The sequence below is a fragment of the Micromonospora sp. CPCC 205554 genome (assembly GCF_036902745.1).
Classification (GTDB): domain Bacteria; phylum Actinomycetota; class Actinomycetes; order Mycobacteriales; family Micromonosporaceae; genus Micromonospora; species Micromonospora tulbaghiae.
This window is the reverse complement of sequence record NZ_JBAKHP010000037.1, coordinates 21,109-46,210: the sequence shown is the minus strand read 5'-3', so window position 1 is coordinate 46,210 and position 25,102 is coordinate 21,109. Positions and strand designations below refer to the sequence as shown.

Here is a 25,102-nt window from a genome sequence, read left to right as displayed (position 1 = left end):
GCCAGCAAGACAGCAGCTGGCCAAGGTCATCTGTGCCTCACGCACCGACGGGTCAGTGTTTAGGGCGGCGCCGACGGCACAAGGTGGCGGCAGAGCGGCTTGGCGGACCGGCAGACGACGGCAACCTCGTCTGCTCAGGATCCGCTCGAGGCGTTCGGCGACGCCCTCGCCGGCCTGCAGCGGCGGCGTGGCCGGCACGACCCGGGCCGGGTCGCGGTGGACCTGGCGGCGATGCTCGCCGACGGTGGTGAGGCGATCTCGGACCTGGCCGTGCTGCGTGACCAGGCAGACTTGTTCGGTCCGCTCGCGTCGGACCCGACGGCGTGGCGGCTGCTGTCGGGCGTGGACGGTGAGGCACTGGTCGGTTGCGTGACGCTCGGGCACGGGCTCGCCAGCTGGCCTGGGCCCAGCTGGCCGAGGCCCGCGGCGGGCTCCCGCAGACAACCGCGGCCGGCCAGTCGGTCCCCGGACTGGTCCTCGATCTGGACGCCTCGATCGTGCTGTGCCACTCGGACACCACCGGCGAAGTGCTCCTGGCCCGCGCCGACATGTCCCAAGCCGAAACGGCGTTCCAGGCTGCCATCGCCATCGCCGAAGAGCACCGCCTGCCACACCAGATCCAACGCAGCCTCCGGGCCTGCACATCGCACCTTCCCGCTGTCGAGGAACTCGCGCGCCAATCGCTGGAAAGGCTCCGTATCCCAGCGCCCGACCCCGCGGTCACCCAGGCTCCGTGACCAGCATCACGCTGGTCGCCGCGGGGTTGCGTCCACGGAAGTGGTGTACGACTTGCTGATTGACCGTCGGCGGCGGGGACCGGCGGTGCTCCGGCGCCATTCGCCGCTCCAAGAGCGCCTGACGAGCTGAGGACTCGTTCGCCTACAGCATGCTCGTCCACCCGCTCGGTTCAACGCGGTGCCGGAGCTCGTCCTCCGGCCCCGGATCGTTGTGCAGCGCACTGGGTGCGCCGCTACGCACAGGCCGAAGACGGCGGGCGGCAATCCGACGTCCCTGCTCCCAATCTGCTCCCAATTAAGGCGCAACAACGCGAAAGCCCGTTACCGATGGATCCGGTGACGGGCTCGCTACCTGCGAATATTTACAGTGGGCGATACTGGGATCGAACCAGTGACCTCTTCGGCGTGAACGTAGTCGTCTACTCGGCCAGGGCCCGGACGATGGAGCGTCACCATCGCCGAGTCATAGGGACGCGCGTCCTTGGCCTTCCGCAGCTCAGCGCCTGTGCGTGGCGTTTGATGGTCTCGCCGTGGGGGCTGCTGTACGCAGAGGTGGCCCTTGCTGTTGGTGGTGGCAGGGGACGGGCCCCTGCCACCACCTGACATCAGGTCACGCTGGTCGTGGGGTCGGCTCCTCACCCTGCGGTTTGTGGCTGCTGAGCATGCGAACGGTGGTACTGGTCTTCACTGGGGACTCGGCTGGCCCTTTCAGGAATGGGTTGATGTAGATCGGGCGGCGAAGCGATCGGCCTGGGCCGTGGGCTTGGTTGCGCCAGTGGCCGGAAACCCAGAACCGGCTGCTCTGACGCCGCCCTTGCTCCCCCGGGGTCGTCTCTGCTGCGGCGCTCGGGCTGCGGCGGCCGCGGATCCGCACGATGCGCACCTCTGGTTGTTCCCGCTTCGTACGGGCATAGGCCTTGACGATGGTTTTGTCGACTCTCGCGACGTCGACCTCTGCGGCCTTCTGAGTGATCAGCAGCCATGTAGCGAACAGGGCGGCTGCGGGGTGGTCGGCATCGATCAGATGTCGCTCGGTGAGGTGGGCGGCCGTCATGGGTACGAGCCAGCCGACTTGCTCCCGGAGCCGTTGCAAGGGCTTACCGTCGAGTCCGCCGCCGATGGCGCGGTAGAGGACCACCTGCCAGCCGTCGGTGGCCAAGGTCCAGGAGGCGGCGTTGATCTGGTGTTGGGTCACGGGCCGCGACCAGGTGATGAGTACGTTGGCCGGCGGGCCGAGGTCGTAAGCGATGGTGAGGGCGGTGAGCTGGGTGGCGGCGTGTTCGGCGAGGTCGGTGAAGTCGTCGTCGATCCAGTACAGGCGCGACTGGTCAAGTCCGTCAGCGATCTGGCCGCGTGTTCCGGTGAGTCCGAGCGGAGCAGGCAGGTCGTCGTTGCCTCGGTAGAGGTGGGTGAGCCGGTCGCGCACCTTGGGCAGGTCCTTGGCTGCGATGGATGCCGCTGGCCAGGGGGTTGTGGTGAGGAGCGTGCGGCCGGGGAGGCGATCGTCGAGGAACGCCAGGTGCAGTTCCTGGATGCGCCCTCGTACTTCCGGGTTGGTGCCGACGTCGAGGGCTTGGACGGCTCGGTCGACGACCAGGTCTGGGCGGCCGTCGTCGATGTGGGTCTGGCAGGTGGCGCATGCTGCCCACGTCTCGCCGAAGTTCTGCACGAGGGTGGCGGTGGAGCCGATGGCGACGGCGGTGACGTTTGCGCCGTGCAGCGTCCAGATCGGGTAGGGGTCGCCGCAGAAGTCGCAGGTCCGGCGGACGGTGGCGAGTTGGCTGACCGGGACGGGCACGGGTGCGTGTCCGTCGGTTGCGAGATGAACCGGGTGGACGGGGGTAGGTGGTGTGCCCATGGTGTTGAGCGGGACCAGACAGGTGCGGCAGGCCATCTCTTCGGGTGGGGCGGTCATGCTGGGGCTCCGTCGATCGAGCGTCGGCGGTCGCGCAGGCGTGGTCCGCGGCGGTGGGGCGCGGGCGGCATGGTCATGCCCGGCTGGTAGGTGGCGTGACGGTTCCGCCCGTTGCGCTTGGCTTGGTACATGGCGACGTCGGCCCGGTGGAGCGCCACTTCCGTGAGCGGATCGGTGGCCTCGACGATGGCCAGGCCGATGCTCGCGGTGACGGAGCACTCGTCGGCGCCGACGGCGACGGGCTCGGCGATGATCGTCGCGAGCGCGTCGCCGATGCGGTCCGGGTCGCCAGCGCGGCTGGGTAGGAGGACGGCGTATTCGTCGCCGGCGAGCCGTGCGGCGGCGCCGCAGTAAAGGGCGGCGAGGTCGGTAATGCGACCGCCGATGGCGATGAGCAGGTCGTCGCCGTGGTCGTGGCCGTGGGTGTCGTTGACGTGCTTGAAGTCGTCGAGGTCGATCAGGGCGACGATGATCGGCTGGGCGGGAGCTTGTTCGGCGAGGGCGGCGTGGGCGGCGTGGAGGCCGGCGCGGTTGAGCATGCCGGTGAGCGGGTCGTGGAGCATCGAGCGGTGGGTGTCAGCGAGCTGGTGGCGTAGGCGGTGGATGGTCGGCCAGGCGGTGAGCCGGCCCAGAACGTAGGTCACCACGGCGGTGGCGATCATGAGCAGTGGTCGGGACACTGGGGTCCTCCTTTGATGGAGAACCCGGGACGCGGACGTTTCGAGGCGGCGCGTCCCGGGTCCTGATACGACGACGGCCCGCCAGTGGCGGGCCGGTTTCGGTTCTTGCTGCGAGGACTTGCGGCACTGGTGGCCGGAGCGTTCGGGCCAGGGTCGGGCCGGCGGCGCCGGACAGCGGCACGTCGAACCGCACTGCAGATACGACAGCAGCCAGTCACCTCGTGACTGGTCGCGAGATGGTGTCAGCGGCGTACCGGGTGTTTGGCCTGGTCGGCGCGGAGTCTGGCCGGGAGGCCGGCGGGGATGTCGGCGTAGGGCTCAAGGGCCGAGAGCACTTCGGCCGGGTCGAGGATGGTCTCGATCCGGCCGAGGTGGATGACGTGGGGTTGGAGATCGGGTTCGATCACCGGGTCCCAGGTGAAGTCGACGAGGGTGGCGACGTAGGTGCGGTGTGGGTTCCAGCCGACCTGGATCGGGTACCGGTCGAAGCCCGGCTTGGGTATGAGGGTGTAGAGGCTCATGGCTTCCTTTCGCGGAGATCTCGCGACGTTGCCGAGTCCACGCCTACGACGGCCTGCTAGCCGCAAAGGCTCGCCCGGAGACCGCCAGCGGCTCTGGTTCTCCGGTCCCGCGCTCCCCTGCTCTTGACTCCTGCGGAGGCTGGCGCTGCTCGGGCCTTTCAGGCGCGTACTGCGATAGGCGCGACGGGAGACTGACCTCCCTGGCGGCAGGCGTCGCGGCGAGCTAGGGCTCAAGCCGGACGGTGTCGGATGCGTTCCTCCGCTGCCTCGATGATCTTGTCTCGGCGTGCGGCGGGCAGAGTGGCGAGCAGGTCGACGTAGTGCTGTTCCTGTGGGGTGAGCGGTTCGGCGAAGGCCTGCTTGTAGGCCAGTCGGGCTGCTTCGTGTTCGGCCTCGATCGGGCCGCTGTGGTCGTAGGCGGAGGTGACTTCGCGGAGTTGCGCGGCTGCGGCGAGGGGGTCCCGGGACAGCGAGGTGTCGTAGAGACGGAAGTTCGCGGGCAGGTCGGCTGCGGTGATGGCGGTGATCAGGCAGAGGTCGGCTTGGACGCTGTAAGCCCACGAGTTGCCGTGGGTGGGTGTTTCGCCGCGGGCGCGCAGAGCGGCACGCTCGGCATACCAGGACAGCCGGGCTTCTTCTGCTCGGCGGGCGAGGGCCAGCAGGATGGCGCGAACGGGATCCATGATCGTTACTCCTGTTCCATCGGGTCGTCGGGCAGGGCGAGCGGTTCGGAATCGACGTCGGCGAGGGCCTCCTCGACGACGATCGGAGGAACCCCGGCCTGTAGGGCTTGAAGGACCGTCGCGGCGAACTGGTAGGTGCCGTCGATACCGAGGGCGTGTTCGGCGGCCATGGCGGCGAGGACACCGTCGCCGCAGCGCCAGGCGGTGACCGCGAGCAGCGTGGCTGGCGCCGGTACGAGCGGCTCGTCGGCGCGGCGGGTGATGTCAGCCCAGAAGTCGACGTGCCGGCTGTGTGGCTCGGTGAGGCCGACGGCGAGGTCCCGGATGTCCCGGTTGACCAGCAACGTGGTCAGCCACGCCACCTCGTCATCGGTGAGTCGCGCTCCCGCGTCGTGTCGACGTAGCGCGTCGCGGACTGCCCGCTCACCGGCCTTATACATCGCGGTGCCGCCGGCGACGTGCAATGCCTGCAGTCGGATGCGCGCCTCGCGGCTGGCCCGTTGGATGGCGTCGCGCGCGGCGCCGCTCACCGGCGTGATCTGGCCGGCGACCGACGTCCGGTCGGGTCGAACAACGACGCCCGCGATGGTCGCGCGGACCGCGACCGTTGATGCGATGGGGTCGAACGGGGTTCCCTGGGGCGGGCAGCAGGCGGGGTTGGCGCAGATCAGGCTGAACAGGCGATCTCCGGCGATGCGCAGCAGGTCGTATACGGGCAGTCCGGCGGCGACGAAGGCGTCGCTGAGGGCGCGTAGCGCCGGGTCGATGAGGTCCGGCGGGCCGTAGCCGATGATCACCGCGTGAGTGAGCGGTTGTTGCCGCTGCACGACGGGGATGAGCTGAGCGGCGAAGGCGTCCAGCTGGTGTGCGTACTCTGAGCCGGTCGGCAGGTCACCGCGGGCGGCGAAGACGATCCGTCGGTCGTTGCAGGCGATGACGACGGCGCTGCCGTCGCTGGGATGAAAGCCGATGAGGTAGGGCACTGCAGCGGCCAGATCGGCTGGCGAGCGGACTGTCACTTTGTTCTCGGGTAACGACACGATGACCTCCACGGTGTGACTCGGGTCGAGGGATGGGGTTGCCGACGGATGCGGGCCGGGCAGGGTGCGAAGACCTGATGCCGGCTGGTGGTGCCGGCGGCGGCTGCCGGCTGGTGACATCCGGCAGCAGACGGCCATCCGAGTGGTGGCCGCCTGACCGACGGATGGAGCGCCCGATCGCCAATGTCGCGAGTGGGCTTGATGGTTTGCGGTGTTCTGAGGCTGGCGGTGGCGGCCGACCGGAGCGGTGGGCGCGATGCCGTCGCGGACGCGTCAGACGGGCGCGAGAGAAAGAGAAAAGAAGGAGCCCTCAGGCTATTCGGGCTCCCGGAGGCAGGGCTCGGTGTGTCAGAACTGGCCATCTGTCAGGCCCTGACAGCCCAACCGCCGCGATGCCGGCAGCTCGGCGACAACGCCAGTGCAGGCGTCTATGGATGCCGTAGCACGAGGACGTCCTCATGCGCGATCAAGTGCATGGGAATGCCGTCGTCGCGGGCGCGGCGCACAGCCAGCAGCACGAACATGTTGGCCCGGTGGACGATCTGCCCGTCGCGGACAGCGGCGAGCATCGCCGCACACCGCTGCACCGGGATCAGCCCGACCGACCGGGCGACGGTGAGCAGCTCGCCAGGTAGATCTATCAGGTCGTCCCGCTGGCGGCGCACCGGCCGGCAGGTGATCACGACGATCCCGCCGGGGCGCAGAAGCTGGTAGCTGGCGGCAAGGATCGCGGCGAACCCGTCGAGTAGACGCGACCAACCGCCGTAGGCGAGGTTGCCGCTCTGCCGGTCCCCGTAGTGGTGGTGTCGCTTGCGCACGCCGGCGCTCGTCGTCTGGACCAGTCCGTGAGTGCCGCGTCCGTAGGGCGGCGAGGTGAGCACGAGCGAGACTTGGCCGACGACGGTGGCGGGCACCAGGTCGAGCAGTCCGGTGGCGTCGCCGGTGAACACCCGCGCGGTTCCGGGGGCGTTCTGCTCAGCGGCAAGAGCGATGTTGGCCTCGGCGATGGCGGTGTAGCGGGGTTCGATGTCGATGCCGAGTCCATGACGGCCGAGGTGCATGGCCTCGACCAGGGTGGTCCCGGCCCCGCACATCGGGTCGAACACCAGATCCCCTGGCCGGCTGTAGGTGTTGATGGCATGCGCGGCCGCGTGGGGCAGCATCTTGGCCGGATGGCTCGACGTCGTCGGAACGTACCGGCCGCGCCGCTGGTCCCGGGCGGGTATCTGGCAGGTCAGCCACACCGAGGTGATCGGAAGCGAGTCACGCATGGCCGTCGCCGCGCTGCGTGGTGCCTCGGGTCAAGATCAGCACGTCGGTATGGATATCGAGGTGCGCGCGTGCACCGCGCCGGGGCGGACGGTCAGCGGCCACGATGTGCTGCAGGTACATCAGTCCGGTGCGCTTGGCGGCGACGACCACGTCGACAGGCAGGGCAACGTCGTCGTGTGGCAGTAGCACCGCGACGCAGCCACCAGGCAGCAGACTCGCGCGGCAGCGGGTGAAGAACGCCTCCGGCGCGGTAGCCTCGTGGGGCGGCCAGCCGGAGACGATCAGCGTTGCCGGTTCCAGGCCCCGCTCTCCGGGACCCGCCAGGTTCAGATGGGCACGGCGCTGCGTGCCGATGATCGCGCGGGCCAACTGCGGCCCCACCGCCAAGTCGATGATCAGATCGGATGGGTGGCTGAGATTGTGGACCAGCCGCACGCCCATCGCGTTGGACATGGTCTCCCCCGCCTGCGGCGCGGGGACCGGCCACACGGTGATCGGCACGGGCGGGTCGCCGGGCACCACATCCCCCACAGGATCGGGTGCGCGACGCGGCTTCTTGTCGGTCATAGGCACGGTGGCCCCCGGACCGGCGGACGTACTGACGATCCCCAGTGCCACGCTGACAGGCCGATCGAACCCACCCCCGGTCTGACAGAACCCATCACCCGACGGCAAACGGCGCCAGGTCAGCAGGCACGACCTGCTCTGACCGGTGTGAACCTGACAGGGCCGGACACGAACCGTCCGACCCTGACAACCGACTCTGGTGTCAGGCCGAGCTGTCCCAATCGAGGGCCTCGGGAACGTCGCACCAGGCGACGTCCTCCCGTCGAGGGGACCTCACCGTGGCACCAACGACGCACACGACGCCGGCCCATACGGCGTTGACCACCGCCGAGAAGGCGTTCGAACTGCTGACCTGCGAACCCGCACCGCTGATGTTCGACGCCCGTCCGGTGGCGGGCCTGCCGGACAGGCCACTGCCGCTGGACGAGCTACGCACGTTGCTACTGGGCGAGCATCACAGCAGCGACACCACCGACGTGCTGTGGCGACAGTTGGCCCACCACGCCCGCGAGTGGGGACCGGCCTGGGTCGTAGGCGCGATCGGCGTCGCGCTCCCCGCACTGACGCACCTTGCGGCAAGGATCAGCCGCGGCAGGCCGAGGCACGCCGACGATGTGGACTCCGAAGTCCTCGCTGGCTTCCTTGACGCTCTCCGCACCGCAGACCTTGCACCGCCTCGGCTATGGCTACGGCTGTGCTGGGCAGCCTGGCGCGCCGCAGTCGCGGTCGTCAAGGTCGACGACGGTGAGGAACTGCCACCCGACCTCGCAAGCGGCTCGCGGACACCCAGAATGCCCTATGGGCATCCCGACCTGCTGCTCGGCCGGGCAGCTGCCGCTGGCCTGATCACCCCCGACACCGCCGAGCTGATCAGCGCGACCCGTTTCGGCGACGCCCTGATCGAGCACTTGGCCGGCGAGCAAGGCGTGACCGCACCTGCACTGCGGATGCGCCGGCGTCGTGCCGAGCACCTCGTGGCCGCCGCTGTCAGCCGGGGCGACCTGTCCGGCCCGATTCCTTCCAGGTACCGAGCTCACTGTCGCTGACATGGCTATCGAACCTTCCGAGGCTGGGGCGCCAGCGGCATGAAACCCGCCAGGAACCTACCCGCGCCTCGTCCGCGCGCTAGGCGGCATGAGCGAGCGCTTGGTCACTCGATCCGCATGGGCGTCCCAGGGTCCCAGGGTCCTCTGTGATAAGCGGAGGTAGTCCGCTCGCGACTGGAGGACGCAGAACAGATTGCCGCCGGGTCCACCATGACCTCCCAGCCGTCACCGCAGGTCTCTGCGCACGACAAGTTGATTGACAGGTACGACACTGGAGGCCGAAGCAGGAGAGGTAGCCATACATCACCGTGCGTCACCACCACCAATGAACGCAGCCCTCGCGGAGCGGCAGATCCGGATCCAGCGGCCTGGCTGCCTGAGCCGAACCGTGACCGGGTGTGTGCGCCGCCTTCGCGGGATGCCGCGGAAGCTCGGTGCGTGCCCCTGCTATACAGGCACCTGTGGATATCTCGCCAATCTTGGCGGCGGTGCTCGGACTCGGCGCGACGGCTGCGTCTGGCACGCTCGTAGAGTGGGCACGCTCCTGGCTGCGACGGCGGTCCCGAGTCGAGGTGCGAGTCGGCGATTCCACACTCCAGATTGCTAGCGCCACTCCCGAGCAGGTGCGCCATGCGGTCGAACTCTGGGTTCATGGAGCCGCTGAGCGGCGCGTCGAGGATGACGGCCGCGACATAGAGCTGAGTGTGGAGATCGAGAATGTGACTTCCGCCCTGCTCCGTTCAGCGGATCAACTCCAGAAGATCATGGCTCGTACCCAGCAACTCAAAGACACTACCGCCGAACTGATCGCCAAGGCCGAGCAGGCGGAGTCGTTAGCCGCGCTCCACGAAGACGAGGCGCGACGCATCGCGGCCGTCCTCGGCGAACAATCGAATGAGGCTTTCCAGGCCCAGGTAGCGGTACTGAAGGACGAAATTGTCCGGCTTCAGACCGAACATGCGGCCGAACTCAGAAGGGTCCAAGCTGCTTCTATCCGGAGTAGCTGGCTGTTCTTCGTCGGCGGCCTTCTCGCCGCCGTTCCAGTCGGACTTCTTGGCAGCTGGTTGGCCAAACTGCTTGGGTGGAACTGACACTCGACCTGTCGTAGCTTCGTTCTGCACTTCTTCGTTTATCGCGACCGACACCCCAATCGCCCATGATCCGGTGCACCGTCATCGGCACATCCGGACGCTGGCGAACGGCGCCGACGGCACTTGGATGACGAGCGCTTCGCGGCAGAAGAGGATGCGCGACGAGTAGGGGGCCAGCGTGATTGAATCGTGCTCTGCATCGGCGGAAGTAGAGGAACTCGGTGGCCCGTGATGGACGAGTTGGATGAGACGTGGAGGCGGGCCGTGTTGGACGATCTCGCCGTCATCTGGAACCGTGCCGCCGACTACGGGGCTGACGGTGAAGCGCCTGAAGGAACTCCGCTAGGGATTGCGCACCTTTCCTTCCTGCTACGTGTCTATAACTCGGCCATGGGCGGCGGCTTGGGCTTCGCCGTGGAGGTCAACGAACCTTTCCGCCTGATACGGGCGATCGACGCGATGCGCTATTTCCACCTGTCCGAGCTTGCCGACCTCCTGGCTGACGTCTTGAGCCATGGGTCGGATGTCGAATACACCGGATCGCGGGAACGCCAGTTCGATGATCTTCTCGGCCCAGCGGATGAGAATCTGCGCAAGGCTTTCAGAGCCAAAGCGGCGGAGGCTCCAAGCGACTTCGGTCTTCGATGAAACTCCGGGCTCAGGCCGAGTGTTATGTAATCTGTGGACTCACCTCGGCAGTTGAGCGCGTTGCAAGCGCATCAGCAGCCTGCGCTGAACCGGCGCCGGCTGGCCCGAGCAGGGCCAAGGGTCGAATGTTCGCCCGCTCGCTGACTGGTCGTGTCAGGGCGTGACAGGCGACAGGCGGGTTCGATCTGTCTGACAGCGCAGTTCTGGGCGGTGCATGTCCTGCATGGCATGCCCGCCCGGCGGGGTCGTTCGCGCGGCGGGTCTGAGGTGAGTTTGGCATGGCTGGCGCGGCGTACTGACACCGCGATCCCTGCGCTAGATCGCAAGGGAGGAGCGCCCCCACCGACTCACATCGTTCCCCCCGAGGTCCCCGCCGGGCGGCACACATAACCGGTTTGGAGTGCCGTCATGCACCTGACGCTATCCGTCCTGTCGGAGGTCGTCGCCGCGCCACAGCCGGTGGCGGTCAATTCCATCAATCAGGTCATCTCGAACATCACTGGCTGGATCATGGGAATCATCGCGTTGGTCGCGACGATGTTCCTGGTCATCGGCGGTCTGCGGTACATGGCCGCCGGCGGTGACCCGGCACAGGTCGAGCAGGCCAAGGGCAACTTCAAGTCCGCGTTGGTCGGCTACGCCTTGGCGGTGTTGGCCCCGGTGATCCTGCAGGTGTTGCAGGGCATCCTCGGCGGCTGAGGATGACCACCTGGTTGATGAACGATCTGGTCCGCTGGCTCGCCGAGCGGGTGATCGATCTTCTCGGCGGTCTGCTGGCTTTCCTGACGTCCTGGATCTTCGTGTCGCCGGATGTGACCGGGCTGCCGCAGGTGCAGTCGATCGCCGGGAAGAGCGCCCTCGTGGTCGACGCCTGCTTCATTCTCGCGATCGTCGCCGCGGGCGCCGCGGTCATGCTGGGCGACTCCGTCGAGACCCGCTACACGGTCAAGCAGTTGCTGCCGCGGCTCGTGGTCGGGTTCGTGCTGTCGGCGTTCGCGGTTCCGTTGACCGGCGTGCTCATTGAGGTGGCGAACGCGTTGACCACGTCGCTTGCCGGGGTGGACGCCCCGACGACCGAGGTGGTCACGTTCGTCAAGGCGCGGCTCGCTTCCGCGGTGGGGGATCCGAGTTCTGGTCTGCTGATGCTGATCATCGGGCTGCTGATCGTGGTGCTGATGTTCCTGCTCGTCGGCGGTTGGCTGACCCGCATCGCGGTGCTGGTCGTGTTGGCCGGTGTCGCGCCGGTGGCCCTGGCGTGCCACGCGACGCCCTGGACCGAGGGGGTCGCGCAGTTGTGGTGGCGGTCGGTGCTGGGCTGTCTGGCCACCCCGACGATCCAGGCGGTCACGTTCTCGGCCGGCGTCGACCTGGTGATCGATCCGCGGGGGAACGTGCCGGTCCTGCTCGGCCTGCCTGGCTCCGACACCCTGAACCTGCTGCTCGTGGTCGTCGTGCTGTGGATGACGGTCAGGATTCCGAGCCTGGTGCGGCGGTTCTCCGGTCAGCAGGGCCGCAGCGTCGGCATCGGCGGCGTCGTCCTGCGGACGGTGGCCCTGCAGGGGATGACCCGCAACCTGGGCCGACTCGGGCCCGGCTCGGGCCGCCGGACACCGCCGGCGTCAAGCAACCCCATCCGCGCGCCCTACCGCCGCCTGCCCGGCGTCTACCCCAGCCCGGAGTGATCGATGAACAGTCTGGATGATGCGGCGCCGCGTGCGGTGGTGCCGGCCAACGTCAACGAGCCGGACCGGGTCGCGTTCGGGCTCACCTTCCGTCAGCTCGGCATCATCGGCGGCGTCGGCTTGGCCGCTGCCGGTGTCTACCGCTCGTTCGGCCCTCTGCTGCCGCGGCCCGTGTGGCTCGTCGTTGGTGCTGTCGTGTTTGCTGTCGCGGTTGTGGTGGCGCTCGGCCGCCGCGACGGCCTGCCCTTGGACGTGTGGCTGCGGCACGCCTTCACGCTCTCGCACAGCCCGCGCGTGCTGACACCCGGGACGGCCCGCGCGGTCCCGGGCGCGGCCGTGGAGGGGAAGCCGATCGTGCCGGCGCTGTTGCGGTCGCCGGTGACGGCGGTCAGCCCTTCTGGTGTGCTCACCAGCGGGGGCAGCGACAAGGTGGTGATCGCCTGCGGCACCACCAACATTCACCTGCGAACCGGCGGTGAGCAGGGGGCGTTGCTGGACGGGTTCGGCCGGTTCCTCAACGGCTTGACCGGGCCGGCGCAGATCGTCGTGGCCGCGCAGCGCCACAACCTGGGCGCAAATGCGCAGGCTGTCGCTGATCACGCCCGGCGCCTGCCGCATCCGTCGCTGCTGGCCGCCGCCGAGGACCACGCCGCGTTCTTGCTGGAGCTTGACGGTGAGCGTGATCCGTTGCGTCGGCAGGTTCTGGCGGTCGTCACCGGGGCGCGAGCGGGCGACGCCGCGGTGCGGGCGTTGTCCGGGCTCGGCGTGCACGCCGCCGTGCTGGACGGGTCTGCGGTGTGCGCGGCGCTCGCGGGCGCGGTCGACCCGTTCTCCCCACCAGCGCCCGGCCCCCGCGCCGTACCCGGCGTCCCCATCACCCTGCGGAGCAGCACATGAACCTGCTGAAGACCCCCAAGAAGAGTGTCCGAGGCGCAGAGGGCATGCCGTCGCCGGCCGCGTTGTCGATCGCCCCGTCGCATGTGCGGGTTGGTGACGGGTACGCCGCCACCTACGTCGTGTGCGGCTACCCGGCGGAGGTCGGCCCGGCGTGGCTCGATCCGCTGCTGTCCTATCCGGGACGCGTCGACGTCGCCGTGCACCTGGACCCGGTGGTGCCGCAGTTGGCCGCGCCGATGCTGAAGCGGCAACGCGCCCGCCTCGAATCGTCGCGCCGCCTCGACGCCGACGCCGGGCGGTTGGGCGACCCGATGGTCGAGGCCGCCGCAGCGGATGCTGCGGACCTGGCGGAGCGTGTCGCCCGCGGGGCGGCGAAGCTGTTCGAGGTCGGCATCTACGTCACCCTCCACGCCCGCACCCTCGACGACCTCGCCGCCCTCACCGCGGGCGTGAAGTCCGCTGCGGCGAGCGTGCTGTTGGACCTGCAGCCGGCGACGTTCCGCCATCAGCAGGGCTGGCTCTCGACGTTGCCGGTCGGGGTGGACCCGCTGCGGATGCGCCGCGTGCTGGACACCACCGCCCTGGCGGCGGCGTTTCCCCTCGCCTCGCCAGACCTTCCCGCACCCACACCCGGCAGCATTCCCTTGGCGGAGGGGGTGTTGTACGGGGTCAACACGACCTCCAACGGGGTGCTGGTGTGGAACCGGTGGGCGCAGGACAACCACAACTCGGTCGTCCTCGCTCGCTCCGGGGCGGGCAAGAGTTACTTCGTCAAGCTCGACGTCTTGCGCAACCTGTATCAGGGCACGACCGTCAGCGTCATCGACCCTGAGGACGAGTACACGCCGCTGGCCGACCACGTCGGCGGCACGGTGGTGCAGCTGGGCGTGCCCGGGGTGCGCATCAACCCGCTCGACCTGCCCGACGACCGGCGGCCAGACACGCTCACCCGACGCGGCCTGTACCTGCATACGCTGATCGCGGTCATGCTCGGCGCGGCCCCGCCGCCGGCCGAACGCGCCGCCCTGGACCGGGCCATCACCGCCACCTACGCCCGCGCCGGCATCAACGCCGACCCGGGCACCTGGACGAAGCCCGCTCCCCTGCTGCGCGACCTGGCCGAGATGCTCGCCGGGGACAGGGACCCGGCCGCCGGGCAGCTGGCCGCCCGGCTCGCTCCCTGGACGGTAGGGAACTTCGCCGGCCTGTTCGACGGGCCTACCACCACCGTCCCGCACGGGCACCTGGTGATCTGGTCGCTGCGGCACCTGCCCGACGAGCTACGGACCATCGGCACGCTGATGGCGCTCGACTCGATCTGGTCGGCCATCGACACCCCGCCGGCCGGCACTAGCCGGGCTCGGCATCTGGTGGTGGTGGATGAGGCCTGGCTGCTGATGCGCGACGGCGAGGGCGCGCGGTTCCTGTTCCGGATGGCGAAGGCGGCCCGCAAGCGGTCGGCGGGGTTGTGCGTCGTCACGCAGGACGCGGCTGATGTGCTGTCGACCGACCTGGGGCTCGCCGTGGTGTCCAACGCCGCGACGCAGGTGCTGATGCGCCAGAGCACCCAGTCGATCGACGCTGTCGTGGAGGCGTTCAACCTCACCGCGGGTGAGGCACGGCTGCTGCTGGCCGCGCCCCGGGGCGAGGGGTTGCTCGTCGCGGGCAGGTCGCGGATACCGTTCCGCAGCGTCGGGTCGGCCGCGGAGCACACGATCGCCGTCACGGGCATCGGGGAGACCGAGTGACCGCCACCCCGGGCTGGCCCGCCGAGATGGGGCATTGGGTGCTCGCCCGGCCGTGGCTGGCCTTCGTCGCCGCCGCGATCGTTGTCGCGGCGGTGTTCGGGCACGACCAGGTGCTCGCCTGGCGGCACCGGCGGTTCACCGCCGGCGCGCGATGGCTGACCGTAGCCGCCCCACCGCAGGTCACCGCCGAGGCCGCCGCAGCGTTCTGGACCACCCTCACCGGCGTCCTCACGCCGTCGGTGTGGCGCCGCCGGGTGTTCGGCTACCCGCATGTCGGCTGGGAGTACACGTGGACCGGCCGCGCGCTGACCATCCGGGTCTGGGTGCCCGGCACGGTGCCGCCCGGCGCGGTCGAGGCCGCCGTCCGCGCGGCCTGGCCCGCCGCCACCATCACCACCACAGACGCCGCCGCGCCGATCCCGCCGCAGGTCGGTGAGGGGGTGGGTGGGGCGCACTGGCCGCAGCACCCCGATGGGCTGCCGCTGCGCAGCGACCACGACACCGATCCGCTGCGGGCGCTGCTCGCCGCCGGCGCCGAGGTCGGCCCCCGCGAGCACGCCTGCGTGCAGATCCTCGCCCGGCCGGCGCGAGCCCGCCGAGTCCGCGCCGCCCGAAAGGCGGCGGCAACGGCCGCCACCCACCCGCACGGGCGGCCGGATCTGGCCGCGCGGGCGGTGTCGGGTATGGCGAGGCTGGCCGTCGAGCCGCTGCTGTGGCTGCTCGACGTGTTCACAACCGGCCCGTCCAGGCCGTCGCGCGGCTCGGCTGTGGTGGGTCGGGTGGCCGAGCGGGATCCGGTGGCCGCGGCTGAGGCCCGCACGGTCGTGGACAAGGCGGTGCGGGTACCGCACTTCGAGATCGCGGTCCGGTTCGCCGTCGCCCGCGACCCGGACACCACACCACCAAACACGGAGCGGGCCCGGCAGACCCGTGAGCGGCTGATCGGGCTGGGGCACACCATCGCCTCGGCCGCCGCCACGTACACGGGACCGAACCGGCTGCGGCGCATGAAGATGCCCCACCCGGTTGCCACCCTCGCCGGGCGCCGGTTGCGGCGGGGGTTCCTGGCCACGGTGGCGGAACTCGCGGCCCTCGCCGCGTTGCCGCAAGACCTCGCCGTGCCCGGCCTGGACCGCGCCCGAGCGAAGGCTGTGCCGGCGCCCGTGCAGGTCCGCGGCGGTGGGCGTGGCGTCAAGATGCTCGGCCGCGCGCAGATCGGCCGCCGCAAGGTCGGGTTGACCGTCACCGACGCCCGCCAGCATGTGCACGTGGTCGGCAAGACCGGCGTCGGGAAGTCCACGCTGCTGCTGAACATGATCCTCGGCGACATCAAAGCCGGCCGGGGCACGGTGGTCATCGACCCGCGCGGAGACCTGATCACCGACATCCTCGACCGGCTCCCCGCCTCCCAGGCAAGCAAGATCGTGATCATCGACCCGGACCAGGAGAACCCCGGCTGCTTCAACCCGCTCGATGACCGGGGAGACCCGCACCTGGCGGTGGACAACCTGGTGGGGATCTTCGCGAAGATCTTCCAAGGGCAGTGGGGCCCACGGATGGACGACACGATGCGGGTGGCGTGCCTGACGCTGATGCGCCACGCCAAACCGACGCTGAGCCTCGTGCCGTCGCTGTTGCAGGACAAGGACTTCCGGGCCCGGTTCACCCACGGCCTGGACGACCCGGACGGCCTCGGCGGGTTCTGGGTCTGGTACGACGGCATCAACGAGCAGTTCCGCGGGCAGGTCATCGCCCCGGTCCTGGCCCGGCTACGCGCTTTTTTGCTGCGCGACTTCGTCAAGTCGGTCATCGGCAACGCGCACAGCTCGTTCGACATGGGTCGGGTGCTCGACGGCGGGGTGCTGCTGTGCCGGCTGCCCAAGGGGGTGCTCGGGGAGGAGACGACGCGGATCTTGGGCTCGCTGATTGTCGCCCGCGTCTGGCAGGCCGCCATCGCCCGCGCCAGCATCCCGGAGGACCAGCGCCGCGACGCCGTGCTGTACGTCGACGAGTGTCACAACTTCCTGACCCTGCCCGGCTCGGTCGGGGACATGCTGGCCGAGGCACGAGGGTTCCGGCTGGGTCTGGTGCTGGCGCACCAGGACCTGGCGCAGCTCCCGAAGGATGTCGCTGCAGCGGTGTCCGCCAACGCCCGGTCGAAGCTGTTCTTCAACGTCGACCCGGCCGACGCCCGGGAACTGTCCCGCCACACCAAACCGGAGCTCGACGAGCACGACCTCGCCCACCTCGACGTCTACACCGCCGCCGCGCGGCTGCTGGTCGGCAACCGGGAGCTGCCGTCGTTCACGTTCACCACCAACCCGCCGGCGGACCTGGTAGGTGAGGCGACCGCGATCCGTCAGGAGTGCGCCGCCGCGCACCGCCGCGCCGACGGTGAGCCGCCGATGCAGCAGGTCGCCCGCTCGGCGATGAAACGGCGGATGGCCAGCCGGGAGCGCTGAGCAACGGCCTGCTCGTTTCGGGCCTCGTCCGGGTGCTGCGGTGAGGGCTCGTTTGGGGGTGTCGGCGAGACGAGACCGCACCCGAGCCCTCCCCCAGCCGTCTGTCAGGTGCCTCACCTGCCCGTGCCTGGCCTGCCTCCGGTCTGTCCGCGAGATCAACTCGTCCAGACTCCCTACCGGGACTCTCTCTGCAGGGGTACCCATGCCGCAATCGCGCTCTGCTGACCTGCTGACCATCTACCCGCACATCACCAGCCGGGACCGGCAGCTGCTCCACCTCCTCGACGACCATCAGGTCCTGACCACCGATCAGATCCGCCAGCTGTTCTTCCTGGCCCGACGTACCTGCCAGATCCGCCTCAGCGAGCTGTACGGACTGGGCCTGCTGGACCGGTTCCGGTTCGCGCGCACCGGCGGCGGCAGCCAGCCGTGGCACTGGACCCTCGGCCACAACGGACACCGGTTCCAGGCCGCCGCCCACGAACGACCCGAGCCGACCGCCCGGGCGAGTCGGCAAGCCGTGCAACGGGTGTCGGCCAGCCCGACCCTGACCCACCTGCTCACCGTCAACGAGTTCTTCGTCCGGCTCAAGACCCACACCCGGCGCCATCCCGAGGCGCGTCTGGACCGGTGGTGGTCGGAGCGCACCACCACCCGGCAGTTCCGCACCATCACCGCCGACGGCCACGGCATCTGGACCGCCGCCGGCGCCAGCGTCGGGTTCTGGCTGGAGGCCGACACCGGCACCGAGCCGCTGGGCCGGCTGATCGGCAAACTCGACCGCTACGCCACCCTGACCCGACGCGTCGGCATCCGGTACCCGGTGCTGTTCTGGCTCGGCAGCGCCGCCCGGGAGGAACACCTGCACCGGCTCCTACGCGGGCGACGCGGCGACGTCCTCGTCGCCACCGCCACCCACGAGACGGACCCGGCGCAAGCGGTGTGGCTGCCGGTCGGCGCCACCGGCCGAGTCGGGCTCGCGCAGCTACCCACCGACCACGGTCAGCCGGTGGCGGACAACCCCAACTTCGACGACGGAGTCCTCGTCCTCTGACACGACCTGTCAGCCGACCCGCCGGAACCTGTCAACGCAGGTGAAGCACATGATCACGATTACTGGTCGAGGGCGTGCTGTCAGGTCACGACGCTACGGTGGAACTTCTTCTCTTTTGTTCGCACCGCAGCCCGTCTGTTCTCCCCGGATCTGCCCGCGCCAGCGGGTCACCCCTCAGCCCACCATCCGGTCGGCCCCGTGACCCCGCCCCGCACCTTTCCCGGCAGCACTCCACCACAGACGCCGCATCCCGGTGGCACCACCACACCCGCAGTCGAACCGCGCCTTCGCGAAGGGAGCACCCCGTCATGCCCGCACCCACCAACACATCCCTCACCGACCAGGTCATCACCGTCTGCTTCGCCCCCGGCCAGGACGCCGACTGGTTCGCCGCCTCCGAAAAGGTCCACGACCTTCTGCAAGCCAACGGCACGCCGTCGCGCCGCTACCGCGTCCGACACCGCCGCCTCATCGGCTGGCTGACCCGCTTCATCGGCTACTACCTGCTCGACGCCGCCCGCCGCTTCGGCGCGATCACCATCGCCGCCGGCGGCCGCAAGAGCCGCCTCGACCTGACCGGCACCGCCGCCACCGCCGCACACGACGCCGCCCTGCGCTGGCGTACCTGGCACACCCACGTCGCCGCGACCACTCCCGTCGCCCGGCCGTTCGAGGACTACCTCGCCCAGCACCACACCGATCCCGCCAAGGTCAGCGCCCACGAGGCCCGCCGACGCTTCGAGCAGCAACCCCGCGTCCTGGCGATGCTCGCCCACCACCTCGACCCATACGAACTGCCCGCCTACCAAGCCGGCGAAGCCACCTACACCGGCCTGCACTGGCGCATCGCCCTGGTCGGCGACGCGCTGATCACCACCGACGGTCGCCTCCTCACCCCGGCAGGCGGCTCCGTCGCCGACCGGTTCCGCTTCCTCAACGACGCCTGCGCCTACCTGCGCAGCCTCGACCCACGCGCGAGGCTGTGCGCCGTCACCATCGCCTGACACCCCCCGACCCGAAACACCACGGCCGGTCGCAGCCCCGCTGCGACCGGCCTTCGCCATGTCCACACCGTTTGGAAGGAGACCCCTGATGTTCCTGACCGATCCGGTGCTGCGGCGCATCGCCGCCGACACCAACGACGTCCTGCCCGAGCAACAGTGGCGCCACGACACCGCCACCGCCGAACCGATCGGCGACCTCGCCCGCCTCCTGCACAAGACCGCGCTCGACTTCACCGACAGCACCACCAACCTCGACCAGGCCCTCACCAGACTGGCTGCACTCGCCGAAACAGGCCGACGAGGACTGGCTGCGCACGCCGGCCTGTACCTCCCCGGTCACCACCAGGTCGTCACCGATGCGCTCGCCGCCCGCGAGCGGCACACCGTCCTCGGCGTCACGCTCACTGCCTGCTACCGGGCCTGGCGCAACCACCGGCCGATGAACGAAGGCGACGAGCGACACCTGCTTCTGCGGCGTTGCGACCCGTCGCGTGGCGTGGCGACCCTGCAGCGCAAGGATCCGGACACGTGGCTGGTGATACCCGACGCCGAAGCCGCCGCCGCCTTCGACATCCCCTACCCGCAGCGCATCGTCGGCGAGGTCACCCGCACCGAACGCGGATGGGCGCCGACTGCCTACGTCGCCCGTGCGCATCAGGTCCCGCTCGCCACGGTGTATTCCCTGCCGATCCGGGGTGAGCTCACCTCGGCCTGCCGGACGCTGCTGCGCTGGTGGAACCTGCGCCACTCCGACGCCTGGCACAACCGCACCCCCGCACAGCTCACCCCCGCCGAACTCGCCCACCTCACCGACTGACGCGGGGCAGCGTGATGCCGCACCTCAACCTGGTCGAGCGGTGGATCACCGCGGCGACCGGCCGCACCCTCGACCAACACGCCGTCGACCCCATCCCCGCCGCCGCGCACCTACCCGAGGCCGCCGACAATCTCCGACACCTACGCGACGAGCTGCTGCTCGCCGTCGACCACCTGCGCACCAGACTCCTCAACGAAGACGACCTACACGCATCCGCCGCCGCCATCACGGGATCGGCGAAGACAATCCAGAACCTGGCCGGCGAGTACGGCAACGCCCGCGCTCGGATCGACGCCCTCATCGGCGACGAGACGCGGACCGCCTACGCGCTGACCCACCCTGGGCAGCAGGTACGTCGGCGCTACGTCGACCCCGGCGACACCGTGCTGGTCGTTCTGCCGCACACCGACTCCTGCCGCGCGCAGAACCTCGCCGGACACACCGCCCACATCAGGGTGGGCAGCTCCGACGCCCGGTTTCGGCCGCCCGGCAGCATCAGCTCGGTCCGGCTGTCCCACAGCGACGCCGGCATCTACCGGGACCGCACCGAGGGCCGCCTCTACACGCTGCAGCCCGCGGCAGGCGCGCCCGCCACCTCGGGCCGGTAATCGACCGGTCGCATCGCGGCGCCCTTCACCGGGCGACGAATGGCACACCTCGCACGGCACGGCGCTCCCAACGCGCGCCTGCCGCCCCGGCTATCACCCGCGACCCGGCTCACCATCCGGGCGGCCTCACTCGCGCCGCTATCCGAACTACGTCCCCAAGAGAGGAACCCCATGAAAGACCTGTCCCTGACGCCTGCAGCACAGGCTGTCCTCGACGCCCTGACCGACCTTGGCCAGGGCGACGTGCACGAGTTGGCCGACCGCGCCGGAAAGGCGCGCTCGACCACCGACAAGGCACTCAAGACCCTGGCCGACGCCGGCTTGATCGTGCCGGTGGACACCGACGCCGATGCGGCCGACAGCGCGTCCACCCGGTGGGCCCTGCCCGCCCCGGACGGCGCCGCCGCTGCGGAACCGGACGCTGCCGTCGATCTCGGCGACCAGCAGACCGCCGCCGCGGACGAGAGCGAGCAACTCATCGGATCGGATCTCGACACCTCGGCGAGCGAACCTGCCAACGGCGGCGCAGCTGATCCATCCCGCGACGACCACGCGGACAAGGCACCGGATGAGGCGGGAGACGAGACCGACCAGCACGACAGCCGCGGACGCGACGACGACAGCAGCGAGACCGGTGAGAGCTCCGCCGTCGTTGCGGTCCAGCCGGCGCGGCCCGGCGACCGCAAGGTCATGGCCATCAAGGGAGTCCTGGCCGACTACGGCGACGCCGGCGCCACCATCGACCTGATCGTGGCCGAAAGCGGCATCGGACACGCCACCGCGTCCCGGCTGCTGACCGCGATGGAACAGGCCGACGCCGCCCGTCGACTGCCCGGCCTACCCGAGCGGTGGATCGCCGGCCCGACCAGAGCCAGCGAGGTGGACCCGAACCCGGAGCCGCCCCGCTGCCCGCTGTGCTCCCAGGTCATCCGCGGCCAAGCGAGCATGCCGATCGCCGCAGCGGCGGTGCTGCCCCTGATCCGACCGGACGGCACGCTGCACGTCGTCGACGCAGACGGCGAGACCCACGTCGTCGCCATGCCGCTGCGCGCATCCGGCCGCACGCCGCGCGTCGCCCGCAGCACGGGGCCGCGCGGTGACGGGACCGTCAACGCCGACGGCAGCCAACCGTTCGGCCGCGGCGAACTGGAAAGACTCACCCTCGACGTCCTGGCCGCCAACCCCGGCCAGCAGATGACCCCGCAGGACATCGCCACCGTGCTCGCCGGCCAACTCGGCCGCGCGATCAGCTCCGGGGCCGTGCGGAACAACTGCACCAAGGCCGCCGCCGGCGGCCGGATCGTCCTGGTCTCGGACGCGCCGCTGGCCTTCGTCCACCCGGCGCAGCCCGACAGCGGCGACCCCGTCGAGGCCGACGCGGGCAGCACCGACCGGTCCTGACCAACGCCACTTCCCTGCGGGGGCGGAGCCGCGTGCTCGGCCCCCGCCAGCACATTGAGAGGAGCATCCCCGTGCCGCACGAACTCGAGACCTACACCGACGGAACGACTGCCTTTGCCAGCGCACGCCTGTCGGCCTGGCACCAGCTCGGCACCGTCACCCAGGAAACGATGAAGGCCGAAGAGATCATGGCCGCCGCCCGCCTCGGCGACTGGGGCGTGCGCACTATCCGCACCGTCGGCATCGACATCGTCAACGGCGTCGAGGTACAGGTCCCCGCCGACGACAAGCGAATGACCGTACGCCGCAACCCGGTCACCGGCCAGACCGAATACCTGGGCATCGTCGGTACCGACTACACAGTCGTCCAGAACGAGCAGTGCGCCGAGATGCTCGACCGGCTCGTCGATCAGGTCGGCGGCGCCCACTTCGAAACCGCCGGCAGCCTGCGCCGCGGCAAGAGCGTGTTCGTCACGATGAAGCTGCCCGACGCGATGGAGATCGCCGGGGTGGACCGCCTCGACCTGTACCTCATCGGCACCACCTCCCACGACGGCAGCGCCGCCCTGCGGGTAGACGCCAGCCCGATCCGGGTGGTCTGCGCCAACACCCAACGCGCCGCCTTCCGGCACGCCGTCGGCCACTACACCTTCCGGCACACCTCCAACGTCAACTCCCAGATCAGCCAGGCCCGCGAAGCCCTGGGCCTGATGTGGACCTACATGGAGACCTTCGAGAAAGCCGCCGAACGGATGCTCAACGCGGAGCTGACCATGCGCGAGTTCGAGAACGTCGTCGCGCAGGTATGGCCGGTCAAGGACACCGCGTCCGAGCAGGCCAAGAACAACGCCAAGCAACGCCTCGGCACCCTCAAGTACCTCATCCGCGAGGCCGACACCCAGAAAGCCATCACCGGCAGCCGGTGGGCCGGATACCAGGCCATCACCGAATACCTCGACCACTACCAGCCCGCCAAGAACGACCTCGTCCGCGCCAACCGGGTGCTGACCGGCAACACCGGCGACCTGAAAGTCGCCGCCTTCGACCTGCTGAAGATCTGACCGCCACACCCACAGCCGCCGGGCAGCGGTCACCCGCGCCGCTGCCCCGGCACCGAAGGAACGGACACCTCAGATGACACAGCCCCGCACCCGAAGACTCGGCGCAAACCAGAGAACCCGCCGATGACTGGCCATCTCCGCCACCCCCGCGACCTGCGACAGTCGGTATGTGGCCTACCCGCCACCGATGTGCAGCGGTGGGAAACCGACCACCCGCCGCGCATCGAGGACACCTGCGAGGACTGCTACACCCTGCTGCCCGAGGCCGCCCGCCCCGACGACGCCAACCACCCGCCGGGCGACGCCACGCTCATCGACACACTGCGACGCATCGTCGCCGCCCGGCAGTACGCCAAAATCGACGGCGTGCTTGTGGACGTGTGGTCCGCCAGCGTCACCGTCCTCATCTGGGACAAGCTTCGCGAGGACAAACGGCAGCTGCTACTGACCCTGCCATCACACGAGCTGATCCTCCGATGCATCGCGATCTACCGCCGCGTTACCGAGGACCAGACAGTCAAGGACCAGTCCGGGCACAACCGAGGTACAGAGGTCGGAGGTCAGCCGGTGTTGACGCGCCTCGCACTCATCGGCCGATCGAGCAATTGAGGTGGGTCGTCCACGTAGGCGGCCCACGGTCATTCTCCGCTTCATCACCTTCGAAGGCCCTCCATGCACCGCGCCTACCGCGCCGCCGTTGAGCCTGCTCACGAGGGCTCCTGTCCGATCTGCCATCCCAGCTATATTGAGAGGCCGCCGCCATGACCAGAGCCATCGCCGGCATTGTCAGCCTCGTCGTCGTTGCCTGCCTCGGCCTGCCCATGCTCCTGCTGACGGCCGTCATGGGCGGTGGCTCCAGGTGGTGCGGCATCGCCGCCACACCCACCATGCGTCCCTCCGGGCGACCGCCTACCGTCGGCGCCTGGGATGCCGAGCAAGTTGACGTAGCCGCGACCATCATCGACACCGGCGTCACCAAAGGCGTCCCTCGATGGGGCTGGGTCATCGCCGTCGCCACCGCCATGCAGGAATCCCGCCTCCGCAACCTGCCCCATCTAGGCACCCGCAACGACCACGACTCCATCGGGGTGTTCCAACAACGCCCCAGCCAGGGATGGGGCACCGTCGCACAACTGTCTGAACCCGCGTATCAGGCCGGCAAGTTCTTCGACAAGCTCCTCACAATCCCCGGCTGGGAGTCGATGCCGCTCACCCAGGCCGCCCAGGCGGTCCAAGCCTCGGCCTTCCCCGATGCGTACGCCACATGGACCAACGATGCCCTCCGCCTGATGGAGCAACTCACCAGCACCCTCGCCGACTGCACCCCCGATGCACTGGCCGCCCTACCTGCCGGATTCACGCTGCCCTCCGACACCTCGCCAGCGGTGACAACCGCGGTGTTCTGGGCCGCTGCCCAGCTCGGCACGCCCTACCACTTCGGCGGCTCGTGCACCGACCCGCACTCCAACGACCCCCACAAACAGTGCGACTGCTCATCCCTGATGCAAGCGGCCTACCGAGCAGCTGGCATCTCCATTCCGCGTATCACCACCGACCAGGCCAACGCCGGCACACCAGTAGCCAGCTCGACGCGCCTGCTACCCGGCGACCTCATCCTGATCCCCGGCAGCAACGGCACCCCGGCCCACCCACGCCACGTCGGCATGTACCTCGGCGAAGGACTCATCATCCAAGCACCGCAGACCGGCGACGTCGTCAAGATCACTCAGCTGAGCAGCTGGAACGACCAGATCGCCAAGATCCGACGGATCGTCCAGAAGCCTGCTGAGAAGGGCACGATCCTACGTTCGGGGCAGTCGATGCCGCCGGATGCCGCTTGCCGGGCGCCGTGGCCCTCGCATCTGCTCAACCTTCGGCTGATGTGCGACTCGACGATCCGGTTTCGCCACTCACGACGGATGATCGGTAGACGCGGACTGGCACCCGGATCGCGGCATGAGAGTTGACCACTGACGCGCGGGGATTGTGCATGCTCGTGAAGGGACGGAATACTAGCGTTCTCTCCCGGCAGAGCGAGCTTTCGCCAAAGGAGGCGCACTTTGACGACGAACCATGAGGGTAGACGGCGGCCGTACGAGACGCTCGAAGCCAGCTTCCAATCTGCCTGCGATGCTGCGGTGAGCGCATGTCGGCGGCTCTCGCCGCCG

Annotated in this window: 22 protein-coding genes and 2 pseudogenes; 17 read left to right on the top strand and 7 right to left on the bottom strand. The window is 69.5% G+C overall.

Translation table 11 applies throughout. The annotated features are described in order from the left end of the window. Window positions 1-150 precede the first annotated feature (150 nt). Window positions 151-515: pseudogene (locus V6U82_RS28685) on the top strand (IS1380 family transposase); the annotation flags it as partial. Window positions 516-1,347: 832 nt separating this feature from the next. Here V6U82_RS28685 and V6U82_RS28680 read toward each other — a convergent pair. The 7 genes from V6U82_RS28680 to V6U82_RS28650 all read right to left on the bottom strand — a co-directional run bounded on the left by V6U82_RS28680 (window position 1,348) and on the right by V6U82_RS28650 (window position 7,415). Further along, a complete protein-coding gene (locus tag V6U82_RS28680) occupies window positions 1,348-2,652 on the bottom strand; it encodes a hypothetical protein (protein ID WP_334466717.1) in 1,305 nt (434 codons plus the stop codon). Continuing rightward, entirely contained in the window at window positions 2,649-3,314 is a 666-nt protein-coding gene (locus V6U82_RS28675; protein ID WP_334466714.1) for a GGDEF domain-containing protein, read from the bottom strand. Before V6U82_RS28675 ends, V6U82_RS28680 begins: the two co-directional genes overlap by 4 nt. Before the next feature lie 260 nt (window positions 3,315-3,574). After that, complete coding sequence (locus V6U82_RS28670; RefSeq protein WP_334466711.1) at window positions 3,575-3,853, bottom strand: hypothetical protein; 279 nt, start codon at window positions 3,851-3,853, stop codon at window positions 3,575-3,577. A gap of 230 nt (window positions 3,854-4,083) precedes the next feature. Beyond that, the gene (locus V6U82_RS28665) at window positions 4,084-4,536 is read right to left on the bottom strand and encodes a hypothetical protein (RefSeq protein ID WP_334466708.1); all 453 of its coding nucleotides are present in this window, start codon (window positions 4,534-4,536) and stop codon (window positions 4,084-4,086) included. Window positions 4,537-4,541: 5 nt separating this feature from the next. After that, window positions 4,542-5,588: a DUF4192 domain-containing protein gene (locus V6U82_RS28660; protein ID WP_334466705.1), complete on the bottom strand. Its 1,047-nt coding sequence runs from the start codon at window positions 5,586-5,588 to the stop codon at window positions 4,542-4,544. 416 nt (window positions 5,589-6,004) lie between these two features. Then, on the bottom strand, window positions 6,005-6,847 hold the full coding sequence (locus V6U82_RS28655) for a TRM11 family SAM-dependent methyltransferase (protein ID WP_334466702.1): 843 nt from the start codon (window positions 6,845-6,847) through the stop codon (window positions 6,005-6,007). After that, window positions 6,840-7,415 carry a hypothetical protein gene (locus tag V6U82_RS28650; RefSeq protein ID WP_334466699.1) on the bottom strand — a complete coding sequence of 192 codons (576 nt, stop codon included), beginning with the start codon at window positions 7,413-7,415 and terminating at the stop codon, window positions 6,840-6,842. The genes V6U82_RS28655 and V6U82_RS28650 overlap by 8 nt, the downstream gene beginning before the upstream one ends. Before the next feature lie 317 nt (window positions 7,416-7,732). On the opposite strand from V6U82_RS28650, the gene V6U82_RS28645 reads away from it, so the two are divergent. The 16 genes and pseudogenes from V6U82_RS28645 to V6U82_RS28570 all read left to right on the top strand — a co-directional run. Then, window positions 7,733-8,461, top strand: a complete 729-nt coding sequence (locus V6U82_RS28645) for a hypothetical protein (protein ID WP_334466696.1) — start codon at window positions 7,733-7,735, stop codon at window positions 8,459-8,461. Between the two features lie 461 nt (window positions 8,462-8,922). Further along, window positions 8,923-9,552, top strand: coding sequence for a hypothetical protein (locus V6U82_RS28640; RefSeq protein WP_334466693.1), 630 nt, complete (start codon window positions 8,923-8,925; stop codon window positions 9,550-9,552). A gap of 264 nt (window positions 9,553-9,816) precedes the next feature. Continuing rightward, a complete protein-coding gene (locus V6U82_RS28635; protein WP_334466690.1) occupies window positions 9,817-10,200 on the top strand; it encodes a hypothetical protein in 384 nt (127 codons plus the stop codon). Between the two features lie 408 nt (window positions 10,201-10,608). Beyond that, window positions 10,609-10,899 carry a pilin gene (locus tag V6U82_RS28630; RefSeq protein ID WP_334466688.1) on the top strand — a complete coding sequence of 97 codons (291 nt, stop codon included), beginning with the start codon at window positions 10,609-10,611 and terminating at the stop codon, window positions 10,897-10,899. Between the two features lie 2 nt (window positions 10,900-10,901). Next, window positions 10,902-11,882, top strand: coding sequence for a conjugal transfer protein TrbL family protein (locus tag V6U82_RS28625; protein ID WP_334466685.1), 981 nt, complete (start codon window positions 10,902-10,904; stop codon window positions 11,880-11,882). Window positions 11,883-11,921: 39 nt separating this feature from the next. After that, the gene (locus V6U82_RS28620; protein WP_334466682.1) at window positions 11,922-12,779 is read left to right on the top strand and encodes a PrgI family protein; all 858 of its coding nucleotides are present in this window, start codon (window positions 11,922-11,924) and stop codon (window positions 12,777-12,779) included. Then, complete coding sequence (locus V6U82_RS28615) at window positions 12,776-14,527, top strand: VirB4 family type IV secretion system protein (protein WP_334466679.1); 1,752 nt, start codon at window positions 12,776-12,778, stop codon at window positions 14,525-14,527. Before V6U82_RS28620 ends, V6U82_RS28615 begins: the two co-directional genes overlap by 4 nt. After that, window positions 14,524-16,989 (top strand): type IV secretory system conjugative DNA transfer family protein, encoded by a 2,466-nt coding sequence (locus V6U82_RS28610; protein ID WP_334466676.1) that lies wholly within the window; start codon window positions 14,524-14,526, stop codon window positions 16,987-16,989. The genes V6U82_RS28615 and V6U82_RS28610 overlap by 4 nt, the downstream gene beginning before the upstream one ends. A gap of 202 nt (window positions 16,990-17,191) precedes the next feature. Then, window positions 17,192-18,043, top strand: coding sequence for a replication-relaxation family protein (locus tag V6U82_RS28605; protein ID WP_334466674.1), 852 nt, complete (start codon window positions 17,192-17,194; stop codon window positions 18,041-18,043). A gap of 308 nt (window positions 18,044-18,351) precedes the next feature. Further along, the gene (locus V6U82_RS28600) at window positions 18,352-19,047 is read left to right on the top strand and encodes a hypothetical protein (RefSeq protein ID WP_334466671.1); all 696 of its coding nucleotides are present in this window, start codon (window positions 18,352-18,354) and stop codon (window positions 19,045-19,047) included. Window positions 19,048-19,135: 88 nt separating this feature from the next. Continuing rightward, window positions 19,136-19,864 (top strand): hypothetical protein, encoded by a 729-nt coding sequence (locus V6U82_RS28595; RefSeq protein WP_334466668.1) that lies wholly within the window; start codon window positions 19,136-19,138, stop codon window positions 19,862-19,864. A 14-nt stretch (window positions 19,865-19,878) separates the two neighbouring features. Beyond that, a complete protein-coding gene (locus tag V6U82_RS28590; protein WP_334466665.1) occupies window positions 19,879-20,472 on the top strand; it encodes a hypothetical protein in 594 nt (197 codons plus the stop codon). A gap of 171 nt (window positions 20,473-20,643) precedes the next feature. Continuing rightward, window positions 20,644-21,873 (top strand): MarR family winged helix-turn-helix transcriptional regulator, encoded by a 1,230-nt coding sequence (locus tag V6U82_RS28585; RefSeq protein ID WP_334466662.1) that lies wholly within the window; start codon window positions 20,644-20,646, stop codon window positions 21,871-21,873. 71 nt (window positions 21,874-21,944) lie between these two features. Next, complete coding sequence (locus V6U82_RS28580; protein ID WP_334466734.1) at window positions 21,945-22,934, top strand: DUF932 domain-containing protein; 990 nt, start codon at window positions 21,945-21,947, stop codon at window positions 22,932-22,934. Between the two features lie 123 nt (window positions 22,935-23,057). Next, window positions 23,058-23,543, top strand: a complete 486-nt coding sequence (locus V6U82_RS28575) for a hypothetical protein (RefSeq protein WP_334466660.1) — start codon at window positions 23,058-23,060, stop codon at window positions 23,541-23,543. 152 nt (window positions 23,544-23,695) lie between these two features. Further along, window positions 23,696-24,721: pseudogene (locus V6U82_RS28570) on the top strand (C40 family peptidase); the annotation flags it as partial. Window positions 24,722-25,102: the final 381 nt, after the last annotated feature.

Bases quoted from the DNA above. Each gene is read 5' to 3' on its own strand.
- V6U82_RS28680 (WP_334466717.1), bottom strand. From the start codon at position 2,652: ATGACCGCCCCACCCGAAGAGATGGCCTGCCGCACCTGTCTGGTCCCG.
- V6U82_RS28675 (WP_334466714.1), bottom strand. From the start codon at position 3,314: ATGATCGCCACCGCCGTGGTGACCTACGTTCTGGGCCGGCTCACCGCC.
- V6U82_RS28670 (WP_334466711.1), bottom strand. From the start codon at position 3,853: ATGAGCCTCTACACCCTCATACCCAAGCCGGGCTTCGACCGGTACCCG.
- V6U82_RS28665 (WP_334466708.1), bottom strand. From the start codon at position 4,536: ATGGATCCCGTTCGCGCCATCCTGCTGGCCCTCGCCCGCCGAGCAGAA.
- V6U82_RS28655 (WP_334466702.1), bottom strand. From the start codon at position 6,847: ATGCGTGACTCGCTTCCGATCACCTCGGTGTGGCTGACCTGCCAGATA.
- V6U82_RS28650 (WP_334466699.1), bottom strand. From the start codon at position 7,415: ATGACCGACAAGAAGCCGCGTCGCGCACCCGATCCTGTGGGGGATGTG.
- V6U82_RS28630 (WP_334466688.1), top strand. From the start codon at position 10,609: ATGCACCTGACGCTATCCGTCCTGTCGGAGGTCGTCGCCGCGCCACAG.
- V6U82_RS28625 (WP_334466685.1), top strand. From the start codon at position 10,902: ATGACCACCTGGTTGATGAACGATCTGGTCCGCTGGCTCGCCGAGCGG.
- V6U82_RS28615 (WP_334466679.1), top strand. From the start codon at position 12,776: ATGAACCTGCTGAAGACCCCCAAGAAGAGTGTCCGAGGCGCAGAGGGC.
- V6U82_RS28605 (WP_334466674.1), top strand. From the start codon at position 17,192: ATGCCGCAATCGCGCTCTGCTGACCTGCTGACCATCTACCCGCACATC.
- V6U82_RS28600 (WP_334466671.1), top strand. From the start codon at position 18,352: ATGCCCGCACCCACCAACACATCCCTCACCGACCAGGTCATCACCGTC.
- V6U82_RS28595 (WP_334466668.1), top strand. From the start codon at position 19,136: ATGTTCCTGACCGATCCGGTGCTGCGGCGCATCGCCGCCGACACCAAC.
- V6U82_RS28590 (WP_334466665.1), top strand. From the start codon at position 19,879: ATGCCGCACCTCAACCTGGTCGAGCGGTGGATCACCGCGGCGACCGGC.
- V6U82_RS28585 (WP_334466662.1), top strand. From the start codon at position 20,644: ATGAAAGACCTGTCCCTGACGCCTGCAGCACAGGCTGTCCTCGACGCC.
- V6U82_RS28575 (WP_334466660.1), top strand. From the start codon at position 23,058: ATGACTGGCCATCTCCGCCACCCCCGCGACCTGCGACAGTCGGTATGT.